The following is a 14,866-nucleotide window of genomic DNA, read 5'->3' on the forward strand; positions in this document are numbered from 1 at the left end:
GAAGACGAAGATGCGGTAGAAGAAGATGAAGATGCAGTAGAGGAAGACGAAGACGCAGTAGAAGAAGACGAAGATGCGGTAGAAGAAGATGAAGACGCAGTAGAGGAAGACGAAGATGCAACAGAAGAAACTAACTTTGAAACTACTGTAGAAGCTGACACTGGGCAAGTAATTAACGTGGATGCCGAAGTAGCTGAAATTAATGCAGAGTTAGAAACCGAAGCTGAGGTTGAAGCAGAAAATGGTGAAGATGAAGAAGAATAAATAGTTGATCCTCAACTTGTAACCCCTTGGAGAATCTACTCTCCAAGGGGTTTAACTTCTTTACGGACACTGATTCCGTTATTCGACTAAAATTCCACTTTTTTAAAATATAATGGATATCTTGTTCTGTTAAACCTCCCAAAACACCATTTTTACCAGGGTTTGGCTACATGCAACGGAACATACTTCCGCTACTTTGTCCGCATTAGCCTTTTTTCACAAAATAGCGGGGTGAATGTCCGTACCGCCGAGCCCAGGCTAATGAATGTGTACAAATAGAGGGGCCTCCTGCATTTAATCGATCTATTCTTCTGTTGCCACAATGCAGGTTAATCCTCTTTTAATTTCCGCCATAGCGTGGAGCGGTTGATACCGAGGCGTTTGGCTGCTTGAGTTTGGTTCATATTTTCTTGTTCGAGAATGTACTCAATGATTTGTTTTTCAATCTGTTCTAACGGCTGCGTAAGATCTAGGTGGTGTTCGAGGGCATTGCCTGTTTCTTGTACAGGCTCTACATCTTCTTTTCCCAGGAAGGGGCCGTCTGATGCTTGGACACCTTGCTCAATGGTGTGCTGAAGTTCTTCTAAATTGCCAGGCCAAGTCGCTGTTTTCCATTCGGTTAAAAGTCCTTCTTTGACACCTACTATTTGTTTACCGTGCTTGTTGTTTGACCGTGCAATAAAGGTGCGAATGTATTCTTGCAAATGATCCAACCGCTCTCGTAATGGCGGGAGAGTTAGTAGCGTGGCCTGATTTAAAAATGGGTTTACCGTCTCAGGCAGTTGCTCCTGAACGGTTGCAAATAAACATGTGGCCGGCGAGGTGGAAGCAGTATCAAGCAAGCTGGTTAGCTGTTTCTTCCCTATACGTTCCCAGCCTTTTATATAAAACGTCCCAGCGGTTGTAGCGAAGATGGTGTTTAAACGTTCTAATGCTGCTTCGTCAAATTCGTAGTTCAAGGATACGAGCCACTGATTTTCTGTATGATTAGTGCGGTAATGGTGTATAGCCATCGCCAGTGAACGTTTGCCTGTCCCGTTTTCGCCTTGAATGAAAAACAATGGCACAGAGTTAGCATCCCTTTTTGCCGTCTCCAAGGTCTTATGCACGTGCTCGTTTGCTGCTGAAATTTGGCCAAACGAGACGATATCTGACCGAAGAGGATGAAGAGAGAGTCCTTTCTGGTCGATGGCATAGCGGGTTTCATCGCTGAATTTCAAGAAGTACAATTTTTCTTTACCCTGATGTAATGTCTCACCTTCTACAATGAAGATACGGCCTTGGTAGTTGATCGTATGCTGAAGAAAAGAATAGTTAAGCAGTTCGCGGTGAAATTGGTAAAGTTCCGGGATGTGTTCAGAAAGCAAGTGCTGACCAGCTTTCATATGAAAGAGGTTTTGGAACGCTTGATTGGAAAAGGTGACGTTTCCTTTCTCAGTTAAAAGCACAATCGCTTCTGGAAGAGTGTTAAATAGTCGCTGATAGCCGGAGTTAATGGAGTGTTGCTGTAGTATAACTTGGCCGATTTCTTTTGCTTGGAATAAAGCTTGTTCCACCGACTCGGGGCCTGAGCTGATCATAATTCCTTCGACGCCAAATCGTTTAGCGGTTGTAATTGTCACGGTATCTCCTACGACGATCTGAATGCCGCGGTTAATCGCGTCTTTGACAGCTGTGTCTACTTCTAGCTGGCTGTGAATGGTTTGGTACGAAATGGTCGTATCAAGCAAATGGGCCACTTGATTAATTCCATGGCAAACATTCGGGAAACCGATCAATTCAATCGGGTCCTTTGCGTCTTTAATAAGAAGCAAGGTTCTGAGGATGTCATAACCAGAAACGTCTATTTCTACAACAGGCAAAGAACTGTGCTCGCGTAAAATGCGTGCTGTTCCACCTCGGCTAATCAACACCTGGAAGCCATCTGCCTCTAATTGCCTGGCTGGTTCGATGGCTTCTTCCAAGTCTGCAATTTGAATGGCGATCGTTATATCACGATGTGAGCTGCTAACCTTTTCAGCTACTTCTTTTAACCCTTGATAGGGTGCTATGATGCCAATTTTCATTGTCTTTTTCCTGCTCCTCTATTGTTGTGTGCCATTCATATTTTACATGAAAACAACAAGGAATTGGAACAATCTATTTACTTAGGAGAAAGTTCAATGGCTGCAGAGATTGCTTCTTTCAGGCTGCGTTCATCAGCAATGTTTTTGCCGGCAATATCAAACGCTGTTCCGTGGTCTACGGAGGTTCGGATGACACCATGTTTAAGTCCGACTGTTATATTAACTCCAGCTTCTAAACCTAGAACCTTAACTGGTGCATGGCCTTGGTCATGGTAACAAGCCACCACCGTGTCAAAGTCTCCTCTGGCAGCTCTGAAAAATAGCGTATCAGCGGGGTAAGGGCCTTCTGCTTGAATCCCTTCATCTTGAGCTTTGTTAATACCAGGTATGAGTTGAGCTTCTTCTTCCCCGTAGCCGAATAATCCATTTTCACCAGCATGGGGGTTGATGCCGCAAACGGCAATTTTAGGATTGGTAAAGCCAGCCTTGGATAACGTATCGTACGCCAGGCGAATGACGTTATACGTGCGTTCGGGCGTAATCGCTTCAATGGCATCTTTTAAGCCCACATGAGTGGTTAAGTGAATCACTTTCAAATTCGGGGCAGAAAGCATCATCGAATAATCGCTCGTGCCCGTAAGGTCAGCTAAAATCTCGGTATGTCCTGGGTAGTTGTAGCCCGCTCCTTGCAGAGCTTCTTTATTTAAAGGCGCTGTACAAATGGCATCAATTTCTTTATCCATTGCTAAGTGTACGGCTTTTTCAAGATACAGAAAGGCATGCTTGCCTGCTTCATAGGATAATTCTCCAAAAGGAAGTCCACTTTCTAAGCTCCCTACTTGCAGACAGTGAATCGTAGATGGATCGGCCTGTATGTCACGTGGATATTCAATCGCTTTTACTTGCTGGTCGGTTTTTATAATCTCTACTACTTCATTTAGACGTTCAACATCCCCAATAACGACCGGGTTGCAGGTGTCATAGAGTGCTTCATCTGCTAGTGCTTTCGCGATAATTTCAGGGCCTACACCTGCTGCATCTCCCATCGTGATACCGATAACTGGTTTTGTCATGTTTGGACCTCTCCTTTCAATTCATGCAATGCTTGGGAAAACGTTTCTTCACTACCAAATGCACCGGCTTTTGTAATGGCTACCGGATTGTAAGTGCCGTGCAGCTTTCCTATTGGTATGCCTGTTTCAAACTCTCGAATGAGTTCAAATTCGGTGCTCTCTAATGAGGCGCAGACAGCTTTTGCAATGTCGCCGCCTGTCATAAGCATGGATTCATAAGGTTCTATTTCAAAAATAGCACGCACTAAATCACCCATACCACTTGCTATCTGTTTAGTTGTTTCAGCCATCGTCAGGTTGTTAGCCGCTGCTTTTTCTTTTACCCGTTCGATCGCTCCTTCATCCGTTTCAGGGGAAAGAAGCAGGAAAGGAGCTTCATTGGCTGAGATCTTTTGTAACACCTCTTGAATGGAAGGGTGTGTTTTCCATTCATCTTCTAGAAAAAGGGTTGGATTGATGGTGAACGTTTGGATAGACTCTGCAACAAACGCTTTTTGTTGTTGAGTCACTTCACTGCGGCTTCCCACTACAAATAAAGCAGAATTGCAGGTGAATGATTTCGTCTCTGCCGTCGAACCGTGAAACGTTCCTTTCAGTCCGTAAGCTGGCGGCAAATATTGAGCCGCTCCAGCAGACCCGGCCCAGATCAATTGAAAATCCAGCGAGGAAAACAGTTTTACTTGTTGTTCTAACTCTAGTTCACTTTCGCTGTCAAAAGATAAATAGACGATTCCTTCTTCTTTAAGCTGAGTTAAGAGCGCAGGAAGTGTGGCGCTTGTTAGCTCTTCCTTCTTTAAGTGATACGTTTGTTTATCACTGGTTGTTTGCAAAAGATCTGTAATTTGCGCTGATTCAAAAGCTTGGTCCGGCTGCGTAGCGATTCCAGTCTCGGTCAAAAGCACGTCATTCACATATAAAGCCCCGTTAATAACCGTTCTGCCGTTGGCCGGATAAGCTGGGGTGGCGATAATAAAATCAGGGGAGAAGGCATCGTAAAGTGCATCGAGTTCTCGTCCAATATTTCCTCGCATCGTTGAGTCAATTTTTTTATATAGCAGCTTTGGCTTATTTTGTACGAAAGGAGCAACGGCTTCTTTGACGATGGTGTATGCCTCTTCTACTGGAACGCCTCTTGAATCGGTATCAATGACTAACGCTTCCCGGTCAATAAATTCTTCCATGTTTGTTGTATTCAAAGCCACAGAAGGTCGGTATCCATATTGTGTACACTGGACGCCAGAATCATTGGCTCCTGTTAAGTCATCAGCGATGATGCAAATATCCATGGATGGTCACCTCACAATGGAAAGGAAGAGGCTTCTCACTAAGGTAGTGATTGGCCCCTTCTTTACTGTATTATTTTTGCATATACTCTTGCATTTTGCCTTTTTTCTCTGCCCGTTTAACGAGGAAACCAATATAAATTGGCAGTAAGATGGCGGTTGTCACCACACTGGCTGCTACTTGGACAGTGGCGATAGACTCAATGCTTGCAAACGCAGCATTGGCTGAAGCAATCGCAGCAGGCGTAGCCACGGCGTTTCCTGCTGTAGAACCTTCAGATGCCCCTACAATCGGGTTCCAGTTAAATAACTTGAACGCCCAGTAACCAGCAGTTCCTGTAATAAATACTGTCATAAGGCCTAACACGACTCCGCCTAGTCCGCCAGCCAAGATATCAGCAAAGTCGATTCCCATCCCGAGCGCAAACGCGAAGAATGGAATCAACATGTTACTTCCTGTACTTAAAAATTCTCGTATTTCTTCATCTAAGTTACCTAAAACAGCACCAATGACGATCGGAAGCAAGACAGCGATAAAGTCAGTAAATGAGAACAATCCTTCAACAAAGCCCATTGCTCCAAATATTGATAAAGCGACCATAGTTAAAAATGGGCCATCATTTAGAGCTAAGATGGAGTATGCTGCCCGGTCATCTTCTTTACCGTACTGACCTACTAAAGCTACATAAAGCCCACCGTTACTGTTTGTCATCGCAGCAATAATCGCAATTGGAGCTAGCCCTAGGAATAATCCTTCAGGGCCGGCAAACATATAGGCAATTAAACCAATAGTTGCCCCGACCAGCCATTTTACCGTTAAGAGGGTGACCCCTTTTCCAATGGTCACACCCACATTTTTTACGTTAATTTGTGCCCCTGCACATAATAAGAAAAGAGCTATTAATACTAATGCTCCGTCTACAAAAAGTTCTTGTGTGAATCCACCAATGCGCAGCATTCCTGGAGCGAATGTATTAATCACGGCTCCGAGCAATAAGGGAACGACCATCAATCCCCCAGGAATCTTTTCAATGTTTGCTTTAATGCGCATTATACAACCTCCCTTTAATAATTGCAATTTGCAACAAATATAATAAAACCGCTTACAAGTTGAAATATAAAACAGAAAGCGCTTTTACGCAACACCTTTTGCCGAAAAAACGAAAACCGTTGCAAAATAAAACGGTTTCATTGTAAGCATATACGTTAAATCCCTATTTATACCAAAAGTGATCGGGGAGAAGCTGCGGACATGCCGGGGGCACATACGGTAAAGAATGATTAGAGCGTGTCTGTAAAAAAGTTCAATTAAATATATAAAAAACATTTATTTTATGTTGAATTATTGCTACTATTGTTATTAGTATAAATAACCTGTTTTTAATCGTGGGTTTTTATTACTTCTATTAAATGCATTTGATTATGTAAAGAAAGGTAAGGAGTACGAAAATGGCTAACCTGACTACAGGCGAAATGAAACAGAGTAGATGTTTGGCAGCGCAGCCATCCATTGTGCTTCAATGGGAGACACCAGATTTCAAAGAGCGATTGGTGCAACCAGAACCAACCGAATTGAACGTGTACACCTATGGTAAAGAACCAAAAAGAGAAATGTGGAGGCCTCAAGGCATGCTGATCGGGACACCGCGGAAAAGCGCGGAATGGCTTCAGCGACCCGAAGCATTTAAAAGGTACTTTTCTAATTACACGAAAGTGGCTGTAGTTGATGAAGCAGCTCCTAAATTAATGTGTTACCTTGTCCACATGAATGTGACTCATTTCATTTCAAGCCACAACTCTTATGATGAAATGTGGGACAAAATACAGAAATCGTTCCAATATTCTTCTTATGTAGATGAATGTTTACAGCATGAAATTCTTGAAATGGTGTGATTTAATTAGCATGGGCCTAATGCAGCACGGTATTGAAACATAAAGAAAGCGAAAAGCCCTGCCTTAAGCTGGGGGATTTTTTTATTAATAGGGGAACGGGAAAGATTCCTGTAGAGGGCTTTATACTCTACAGGAATCTTTTTTGCACCGTAAGAATGTATAAATAGTTGAAGGAAACGATATACGTACAATGAAGGCTCAGCCTGCGCCGTAGGCTTGGCTTTGCAAAGTTTTCTTTAGGAATTGAAATGAGGTCATTTTCTGGCGGAATCCCAACGCTTCTCTGTAGGGGGACATTCGCAGCGCTAGAGCACCTCCCTCCCTAATGAAAGGGATATGACAATGTATATTGTAACTGGTTGATAAACAGAGGATGGACCTATCTTGAACGTTAAGCTAGTAAATTATAAGTCTTAATTCCTTTTACGAAAAATTCTAATATCAATAATAGCTGATGTTTGGTAGTAGCGGGAAAAAAGAAGGTGAGGTGAGTTCAAATTTATTCCTCGTATGTGTTTATTTTATGCTAGAATAATGGTATTATTTTACTATGCGATCCCTCTTCTATTATAAGAGAGCTTCGTTGTTTAAAAATATAGGAGTGAAGAAAATGGCTAGTTTGACTTTAGAAAAACAGAAGGACAGTCAACAGACAACTATGCAGCCAGTAATTGTACTTCAGTGGGATATCTTAGAAAACACAGAAATTGAAAAAAGAGTAGACGTGTTGGAAACGGATAGCGAGAACGTGTACATATATGGAGCGGAACCAAAACGAGAGATGATGCAACCTAAGAGCGTGTTAATAGCTCCGGCGCGCAAGAGTGCAGAATGGCTGCAAATGCCAAAAGCTTTCAAAAAAACTTTTAAACAGTATAAAAAAATAGCAGTAGTTGAGAAGCCTGCACCGGAGTTTTTACGTTATTTGAGATATATGGGCATTACCCATTTTATCTCTAATGAGTGTTCTGATGAAGAAAAACAACAAAAACTAAAAGAAGCAATCTCGTATTCCTATTATATAGACCCTTGTTTGAAACAGAACGCCTGTCCACAAGCGGTTTAACGTGCGGATGTAGGTAGAGCAAAAGCCCTGTAGAAATCATGTTTCTACAGGGCTTTCTTAGATATGGAGGACGAGTGCCACTGTCCTCAGTACTTAGTAAAACATACTATTTATTATTCATCTGCCAGGTCGGCAATGGATTCAGCTTCCACGTATTCTGGAACGACCAGGCCAACGCGGGCATCTTCAAGGTTCGGTCCTAAGTCATCAATCTCGTCTTCTAAATCATCATAATAATGGCCATCTGTCTCTGGAAGCCAAGCCGCAACAGTAGCATCTGCAGCATCACTTGCTACAGCTTCCCACATAGCCGCACCTTCGACTGCGTTTAATTCTACGTCATAGCCGACGCTCTCAAGAACTTGGCTGATCATATTCGTAGAAGCGATCTCTGAATCCCAGGCCACGTAAGATAAAACGAGCTCTTCGCCGTCTACTTCATCAACGCCGTCCGTCCATTCATTTATGATGTCTTCATTGTCTTCGATCCAAGCAGCGGCCGCCTCTTCTGGTTCTTCCTCTTCATAGATTTCAACCATAATGCTTTCTAATTCTTCAGGCTCCCAGTAGAAGTTATCAAGTACTTCGTAAGCTTCTGGATGATCTTCCTCCAGACCTTCTCTTGCAATGGTGTGAATGCGTTCCGCTTCACCAAAGGATTGTTCTGGGTCGTCCAAGTATTTGATGTCATATTGTTCAAACTTCCAGTGTGGTGTCCAGCCTGTTACGACAATAGGCTCTTCATCTTCAAATGCTTGGTCCAACGTAGTAGCCATTGCACTTGAGGAACTAGATTGAACGTTGTAGCCTTCCAAGTCATAGTCTTCAATTGCCTGTTCTGCACCTTCCATAATACCGGCGCCTGCGTCAATTCCTGTAATGGTGTAATCCAGCTGTTCTGCAAGCGATTCGCCATTGTCGTCTGCTGTCGTTTCTTCTTCGCCTTCCCCATTTTCATTATCCACATCGGCTGTATCTTCACCGTTGCCGCAAGCAGCAAGAGTAGCTGTTAAAGACGTAGCAAATAGTACTGGTAAAAAACGTTTCATGGTTAAACATCATTCTCCTTTTAAATTAATACATCCGCTTCATTCTTCAAATTGATAACTAAAAAACCTCATCTCCACAGCAAAAGGGGGTGAACGATATACGGTGGGTGAGTGTCGCAGCTGCGGAAGGGTCATAACTACCATTCGAAGGTAAAACAGAGCTTTTCGTTCCACTACATTGAATTACGTGTGTTTTAGAATCGTATTTTCAAATGTTTCTCGGAGTGTTTCTGGAGTAAATGGCAGAGAATCAGGTTGTTCCGGCTTGAAACTCTGGTAGTCTGCACCATTTAATTTTTTCATCATCCCCATGGCTGTGTAGTAGGTCATGTTATAAATCCAACTCCCCATCGTTAAATGAGCGGACATATGAGCTCCTTCGCTAGTTGTTGCCGTTAAATCGTGAACCATATGCATGGTATAGTCACGGAAATAAGCATCATACGTTGATGTCATTAAACAACCATCTGTCACAAACCCTGCCATGATCAAATCAGTAATCCCTTGATTGCGCAAAAACAAATCAAGCGGAGTTTCGTAAAAAGCACTCCAGCGATATTTATCAACGACTACATCTTCCTCGTGAGGAGCAATTTCCGGGAAAATATCAATGGAAGAAGAAGAAGCGTCATAATAAAAGGGACGTCCTTCGTTCGTAATCGGCTCCATCGAAGATAAGCCAATTCCATCAGCCCGATTTACTTGGCGGGTATAAATGACCGGAATGCCTTGTTCACGGCAAACCGTTGCCAGTTCTCTCGTTTTTTTGAGAATATCTTTTAACTGGGGAAGATTATAGTTCGTTTCTTGCTGCATATCGATGAGTACTAAGGCAGTATGTTCCTTATTCAATCCTCATCCCTCTTTTCTTTTGTGCCTTTCGGAAAATACTCGAAGATTTCTCCGCTTTCCATTGCATTGGAAAAACGCATTAACCATTCCAGATACACTTGGGTATTTTCCAGGTCTTCTAAATCTTTTGCTGCTAACTCTCGCGCTTTTTCATCTTCACTTTCTTGCTGTACTTCCTGGAGTAGCGGCTTCGCTTGTTCATTGGCCTTCGCGATTAAATTCCGCTCCATCCGCAAATTTTTAACGAAAAAACTAAAGAAGTTACGGAAAAAGTCTTTCTCAGCAATGAAATGATCTTTGCGATCACCTTTTTTCCAAACTTTAATGACCATTTCAATATCTAGCAGTTCGCGAATCCCGTTGCTTACACTGCCCTTGCTCATTGCCACTTCATCCTTGATCTCATCAAGCGACAGCGGTTCTTCTGCAAAGTAAAGCACGCCATAGATCCTTCCAACCGAAGGCGTCACTCCGTAAATGACCATTGTTTGAGCAATCGCGCTAATCGAAATATCCCGCGCCTGCTGTACTTGCTCTTGGCCGTTGTCCAAATAACCACCATCCTTCTCAAAATATATAATACGTATAATTTGTATAATATTTTTTGAACAAATTGAGTGTATCTATTTTGCAGAAGAATGTCAAATAGGGGGGCCCGGTTTGGTTGGTGTGAAAGAAAAAACTCCTGCTGGGTAGAGGAGCACTGCAGCAGGAGGGCATTTATTTTACGTATTAAACACACGCTTTAAATTGCTGTGACCATTTCACCGCCAGAACTAGAATGTGTGGTCCCCAGCCTTCATGACCATACCGTCCAATGGTTTATTCATCCACTCTTCTAGCTGTTTGGCTGTTTTTATCAGCCTTTCCAAATTGATTCCCGTTTGCTCCCCAATTTGGTGAAACATATGGACCATGTCTTCACTACAAACATTCCCGACGGCGAGTGGGGCAAAAGGGCATCCACCCAATCCTCCAATTGATGAATCAAAGGAGCGAATGCCACTTTGATAACCAGCAAGCGTGCAGCTCTAGTTCTTTCCCGTAGTCATCAGTCCGTGGTCGTTTGGTTTTTTAGAACTGCTCAATGTTTCGTAGTTTTCTCCATAAAGTGGCTCGGTTGATGCCAAGACGTTTCGCGGTTTTTGTTTGGTTAAAGCTCTCTTCTTTCATGACTTTACGAATGATATCTTCTTCAATTTTTGTAAGCGTGTTTGTAAGGTCAATGTGGTAGTGCCCATCGATGTCTAGAGTATCCATATCTTGTTCACTTACATATTCATTTGGTGTTTGCCTCACGCCTTTTTCTATTCGTTCTTGCAGGTCCTTCAAGTTGTTGGGCCAATGCTCATCTTTCCATTCATCAAGTAGAGGTTTTTCAATGCCGATCACTTGCTTTCCGTACTTTGCATTTGAGCGAGAAATTAATTTTGTAACATATTGATCTAAGTAGGCTTTCTGTTCCTCTAGTGTAGGGAGGTGAATAACAGGGAGCCTCTCTATTACTTGTGGCGCGTGTTCAGTTGGTTCAGAGCCAAATACAACGAGGGCGTCTGTCCCTGAAGCTGCCTTTCTTAATTCAGTTAGGGATTCTTGCTCTAACACTTCCCAGCCTGTTAGATAAAAGGTGGCAGACGGGGTCTTCAGCCATTCTTTAAGCTGAAGAATCTCTTCTGGCACCAAGGGTTGCTTGATTTGAATGGTCCATTGGTCACGTAGGTGCCGGTGTCGTTCATAATGCATGGCACTTACCATACTCTTTTTTCCTGTTCCCCGGTTGCCGAGGATAAGAAGAGGGGAGTTCTCTTTCACAGCGTAATGTTGACAACTTTGCAAAGCTTTTTTCATAGAGGGAGAAGGAGCAGAAAGCTGAGCAAATGAGGTGCGAAACGTTGTTAGCGGTTCAACGGAGAACCTATCTGTTTCAAGAGAATAACGCTCTTTTTTATTAAAACGGATAAGGTGTCGAACGCCTTGACCAACATCTTCTACCATATCTCCTTCAACGATGACTTCTGTTCCGTTTATGTTAAATTGCTCACATAAAAAGGGACGATCTACAACCGTTGAAATCAATTCACATAAGGGTGAATTAAGCTCTTGAACATGATGAAGGGGCCAATTGATTTGAAACAACGAACGAAAAGCCTGGTTATAAAATTGAACGTTCCCCTGGCTGGTAAAAATGAGCGAGGCTTCTGCTGAATGTGTTAATAAGTTTCGATAGGCTTTCAGTTCTTGCTTTGTTGTAAGCATAGCCGCTGCTAATTCTTTAGCTCGTTTCAAAGATTGATGTACTGATTCCCTGCCTGAGGTAATCATCATTCCATTCAGCCCATATTTACCTACATATTTCATCGCTACCGCATCGCCCAGAATGTTGGAAATCCCCTCATGGTAAGCTTTTTCTACTTCTGCTCCAATTTCTTCAGTGGTTGTTACTTCGGTATAAGGGATTTCAATATCAATAAATGAAGCAACACTTAATACACCCCGGCAAATACTCGGAAAACCAATAAGTTTTGTGGTTTCGCTTAAATCTTTGACTAGGATTAAGCTTCTTAAGATGTCGTAACCGGAGACGTCTATGTTCACAACGGGAATGGAAACATAGGAACGAATCGTGTCAGCTGTACCACCGCGGCTAATCAGGACATGAAACCCTTGTTTTTCAAACTGGACCGCCGGCTCTACTGCATCCAATACTTCCGCAACCACCACCTCTAACTGTAAATCCTCAAACTGTTCAGCTTCTGATTCAATAATTTCTTTTAGTGATGTGTATGGAGCTAAGACCCCGACTTTCATAGCTATCATTTGTAACCTCAACTCCTTAAAAGGGGAAGTGTTTAAATTTTAAACGATTACATAAATCATATTGTTTATTTAAACAACTGTGTGTGAAAATGATTATAAATTGTACAAAAATTTTGTCAACAAAAATGGAAGGAGGAAATACCTTGAATTTCAAAACACAACTTGAAGATTATCAAGCAACTCAATCGATGAGTAAATTCCCATATTCATTTGAAGAATGGGAGGCGATGGCTAAAAAAGTTCTGAGTTCTCCTAATTATGATTATGTAGCCGCGGGGGCTGGATCAGAAGACACTATGCGAGAAAATGTAGACGCTTTCAAAAGGTGGCGTATTCAACCACGAATGTTTAGAGATGTGGAGCAGAGGGACACCACGACCACGATACTTGGCACTCAATTAGAATCTCCCATCATGATGGCTCCTGTTGGTGTACAGAAGATATTACATGAACGGGGCGATTTGGCCTCGGCGAAAGCAGCGGGAGAGTTAGGGGTGCCGTTTGTGTGCAGTACTGTATCTGCTTATTCTTTGGAAGAAATAGCGGCCGAAGTCGGAGAAGATACGTTGAAGTGGTTTCAACTCTATTGGTCTACGGACGAACAAATTACTTCCAGTTTACTTAAGCGGGCAGAAGCGGCAGGTTATTCTGCCATCGTTGTTACTTTGGACACTCCAATGGTTGGATGGCGCGAACGTGACTTAAACCATCGATGGCTTCCTTTTCTTGAAGGAATTGGTATTGCAAACTACATTTCTGATCCTGTTTTTAAGTCAAGAATGTCGGTAGATCCAGGGAGCGACCTTCAAGCTGCAGGAGAAGAATTCCGGAAAGTATTTGGGAATACGAAGCTTTCCTGGAGGGATCTTGAATTTGTTCGTGAACAAACTAGCCTTCCTATTATTTTAAAAGGGATTTTACATCCACACGATGCAGAGCTAGCTATTCATTATGGCGTGGATGGGGTGATTGTTTCAAACCATGGTGGAAGACAAGTGAATGGGGCAATTTCGGCAATTGACGCCTTGCCTGAAATTGCGGAAGTCGTGCAAGGACAAATCCCTGTTCTGATGGATAGCGGAATTAGGAGGGGAGACGATGTCTTAAAAGCTTTAGCTTTAGGCGCTGAGGCAGTACTAGTAGGACGGCCTTATCTTTATGGGCTTGCAGTAGGAGGAAGGGAAGGGGTTAAACAAATACTGCGTAATCTAAAGGGAGATTTTGAATTAACGATGGCCCTTTCTGGCGTGAAACAAATAAGTGAGATTACCCCAGCTCTTATTAGAAAAACAACGAATTGATTTTAAGGTTTATAATACTTTTATTTGAAAGCGATTACTTTCCAGGTTTAGGAGTGTGATAGTATGAAGATCAAACAGACGATTGAAAAAGTACCAGGGGGACTCATGGTTGTTCCGCTGATGCTGGGTGCTTTATTAAACACGATCGATCAAATGCAAATTCCTTTTATTGTACGATTCCTTCAGTTTATTGGAGCTCCAGAAACTGAAGAGGGTACATATGAATTTTTAATGCTTGGAGGTTTTTCTCAAGAATTATTTAAAGATGGTGCTCTCGTTTTAATTGCTTTGTTCTTATTTTGTGCAGGTAGTCAGATGAATTTAAAAATGGGCGGTAAAGCATTGAAAAAGGGACTGTTGCTTACAACTGCCAAGTATTTATCAGGATTAGTGGTAGGTATTTCATTTGGATACTTTTTAGACCCTATGGAAGGGGTGCTTGGCCTTTCTACTGTAGCCATTATTGCGGCCATGACCAATGGAAATGGCGGGATGTATGCAGCTTTAACAAGTCAGTACGGGAATCGTTCTGATGTGGGAGGGGTCGCTGTGTTGTCCATAAATGACGGACCTTTCTTTACTATGATGTCGCTTGGACTGCTCGGGGCTACATTTCCATTTGCTACATTTTTAGCTGTATTACTCCCAATTGGTATTGGGATGCTTTTAGGTAATTTAGATGAAGACATCCGTAGGTTTCTTAAGCCAGGGGAGTTCTTACCTGTCCCGTTTTTCGCTTTTGCCCTTGGTGCAGGCATGAACTTTGCTCTATTCTTTAATCCGGAAGTCGTTGGGGCTGGAATTGTACTCGGTCTATTAACGACAATTGTTACGGGGATAGGCGGTATTCTAGTCTTTAAATTATTTAAAGAACGAAGTTACATCGCTCCAGTGGCTGAAGCTTCTACAGCGGGGAATGCAGTAGGTACACCGGCAGCCATTGCCGCAGCTGCTGCTACCTCAGCTGCGGCGGGAGGAATGAGCGAAGCAGAAGCGCTCGCTTATCAAGAAATTGCAAACTTAGCTCAAGCTCAAATCTCCTTATCTGTCCTGGTGACGGCTATGCTTTGTCCAATTGCTGTAATATTAGTTGATAGATATCAACGTAAACGAGGTATAATTGGTACTATAGAAGATGAGGAAGTCGAAGAACCGCCTGAAGTAGAGAAAGCTGCAAACGATAACAATTAGGAGGGAATTGT

At 42.7% G+C, this 14,866-nt stretch carries 14 protein-coding genes; 5 read left to right on the plus strand and 9 right to left on the minus strand.

What is annotated here, in order from left to right; translation table 11 throughout:
- Positions 1-264: hypothetical protein (locus D469_RS22405; protein WP_018924861.1), on the plus strand; the 264-nt coding region annotated here is incomplete at its 5' end.
- Positions 265-593: 329 nt separating this feature from the next.
- On the opposite strand, the gene D469_RS0118445 is transcribed toward D469_RS22405, so the two are convergent.
- The 4 genes from D469_RS0118445 to D469_RS0118460 form a co-directional block, all read right to left on the minus strand.
- Positions 594-2,330, minus strand: a complete 1,737-nt coding sequence (locus D469_RS0118445; RefSeq protein ID WP_018924862.1) for a sigma-54-dependent Fis family transcriptional regulator — start codon at positions 2,328-2,330, stop codon at positions 594-596.
- Positions 2,331-2,407: 77 nt separating this feature from the next.
- Complete coding sequence (gene pdxA / locus D469_RS0118450; RefSeq protein WP_018924863.1) at positions 2,408-3,403, minus strand: 4-hydroxythreonine-4-phosphate dehydrogenase PdxA; 996 nt, start codon at positions 3,401-3,403, stop codon at positions 2,408-2,410.
- Positions 3,400-4,689 (minus strand): four-carbon acid sugar kinase family protein, encoded by a 1,290-nt coding sequence (locus D469_RS0118455; protein WP_018924864.1) that lies wholly within the window; start codon positions 4,687-4,689, stop codon positions 3,400-3,402. Before D469_RS0118455 ends, pdxA begins: the two co-directional genes overlap by 4 nt.
- 70 nt (positions 4,690-4,759) lie before the next feature.
- Positions 4,760-5,737 carry a 2-keto-3-deoxygluconate permease gene (locus D469_RS0118460; protein ID WP_018924865.1) on the minus strand — a complete coding sequence of 326 codons (978 nt, stop codon included), beginning with the start codon at positions 5,735-5,737 and terminating at the stop codon, positions 4,760-4,762.
- A 398-nt stretch (positions 5,738-6,135) separates the two neighbouring features.
- On the opposite strand from D469_RS0118460, the gene D469_RS0118465 reads away from it, so the two are divergent.
- Both D469_RS0118465 and D469_RS0118470 read left to right on the plus strand, forming a co-directional pair.
- Positions 6,136-6,579 carry a hypothetical protein gene (locus tag D469_RS0118465; RefSeq protein WP_018924866.1) on the plus strand — a complete coding sequence of 148 codons (444 nt, stop codon included), beginning with the start codon at positions 6,136-6,138 and terminating at the stop codon, positions 6,577-6,579.
- Positions 6,580-7,162: 583 nt separating this feature from the next.
- The gene (locus D469_RS0118470) at positions 7,163-7,645 is read left to right on the plus strand and encodes a hypothetical protein (protein WP_156817037.1); all 483 of its coding nucleotides are present in this window, start codon (positions 7,163-7,165) and stop codon (positions 7,643-7,645) included.
- Positions 7,646-7,758: 113 nt separating this feature from the next.
- Here the strand turns inward: D469_RS0118470 and D469_RS0118475 are convergent, their stop codons facing one another.
- The 5 genes from D469_RS0118475 to D469_RS0118495 form a co-directional block, all read right to left on the minus strand.
- Complete coding sequence (locus tag D469_RS0118475; RefSeq protein ID WP_018924868.1) at positions 7,759-8,694, minus strand: glycine betaine ABC transporter substrate-binding protein; 936 nt, start codon at positions 8,692-8,694, stop codon at positions 7,759-7,761.
- A 183-nt stretch (positions 8,695-8,877) separates the two neighbouring features.
- The gene (locus D469_RS0118480; protein ID WP_018924869.1) at positions 8,878-9,546 is read right to left on the minus strand and encodes a cysteine hydrolase family protein; all 669 of its coding nucleotides are present in this window, start codon (positions 9,544-9,546) and stop codon (positions 8,878-8,880) included.
- Positions 9,543-10,097, minus strand: coding sequence for a GbsR/MarR family transcriptional regulator (locus D469_RS0118485; protein WP_018924870.1), 555 nt, complete (start codon positions 10,095-10,097; stop codon positions 9,543-9,545). Before D469_RS0118485 ends, D469_RS0118480 begins: the two co-directional genes overlap by 4 nt.
- 225 nt (positions 10,098-10,322) lie before the next feature.
- Positions 10,323-10,517, minus strand: a complete 195-nt coding sequence (locus D469_RS0118490) for a hypothetical protein (RefSeq protein ID WP_018924871.1) — start codon at positions 10,515-10,517, stop codon at positions 10,323-10,325.
- A gap of 103 nt (positions 10,518-10,620) precedes the next feature.
- The gene (locus D469_RS0118495) at positions 10,621-12,363 is read right to left on the minus strand and encodes a sigma-54-dependent Fis family transcriptional regulator (protein ID WP_018924872.1); all 1,743 of its coding nucleotides are present in this window, start codon (positions 12,361-12,363) and stop codon (positions 10,621-10,623) included.
- 143 nt (positions 12,364-12,506) lie between these two features.
- Here D469_RS0118495 and D469_RS0118500 point away from each other — a divergent pair, with 143 nt between their 5' ends.
- Both D469_RS0118500 and D469_RS0118505 read left to right on the plus strand, forming a co-directional pair.
- Positions 12,507-13,664 carry an alpha-hydroxy-acid oxidizing protein gene (locus D469_RS0118500; protein ID WP_018924873.1) on the plus strand — a complete coding sequence of 386 codons (1,158 nt, stop codon included), beginning with the start codon at positions 12,507-12,509 and terminating at the stop codon, positions 13,662-13,664.
- Between the two features lie 63 nt (positions 13,665-13,727).
- Positions 13,728-14,855 (plus strand): 2-keto-3-deoxygluconate permease, encoded by a 1,128-nt coding sequence (locus tag D469_RS0118505; RefSeq protein ID WP_018924874.1) that lies wholly within the window; start codon positions 13,728-13,730, stop codon positions 14,853-14,855.
- Positions 14,856-14,866: the final 11 nt, after the last annotated feature.

It is taken from the genome of Salsuginibacillus kocurii DSM 18087 (assembly GCF_000377705.1).
In the GTDB taxonomy this organism is placed as follows: domain Bacteria; phylum Bacillota; class Bacilli; order Bacillales; family Marinococcaceae; genus Salsuginibacillus; species Salsuginibacillus kocurii.

Excerpts from the sequence above, each read along its gene's own strand:
- D469_RS0118445 (WP_018924862.1), bottom strand. The coding sequence starts at position 2,330 with ATGAAAATTGGCATCATAGCACCCTATCAAGGGTTAAAAGAAGTAGCT.
- pdxA (WP_018924863.1), bottom strand. The coding sequence starts at position 3,403 with ATGACAAAACCAGTTATCGGTATCACGATGGGAGATGCAGCAGGTGTA.
- D469_RS0118455 (WP_018924864.1), bottom strand. The coding sequence starts at position 4,689 with ATGGATATTTGCATCATCGCTGATGACTTAACAGGAGCCAATGATTCT.
- D469_RS0118460 (WP_018924865.1), bottom strand. The coding sequence starts at position 5,737 with ATGCGCATTAAAGCAAACATTGAAAAGATTCCTGGGGGATTGATGGTC.
- D469_RS0118465 (WP_018924866.1), top strand. The coding sequence starts at position 6,136 with ATGGCTAACCTGACTACAGGCGAAATGAAACAGAGTAGATGTTTGGCA.
- D469_RS0118475 (WP_018924868.1), bottom strand. The coding sequence starts at position 8,694 with ATGAAACGTTTTTTACCAGTACTATTTGCTACGTCTTTAACAGCTACT.
- D469_RS0118495 (WP_018924872.1), bottom strand. The coding sequence starts at position 12,363 with ATGATAGCTATGAAAGTCGGGGTCTTAGCTCCATACACATCACTAAAA.
- D469_RS0118505 (WP_018924874.1), top strand. The coding sequence starts at position 13,728 with ATGAAGATCAAACAGACGATTGAAAAAGTACCAGGGGGACTCATGGTT.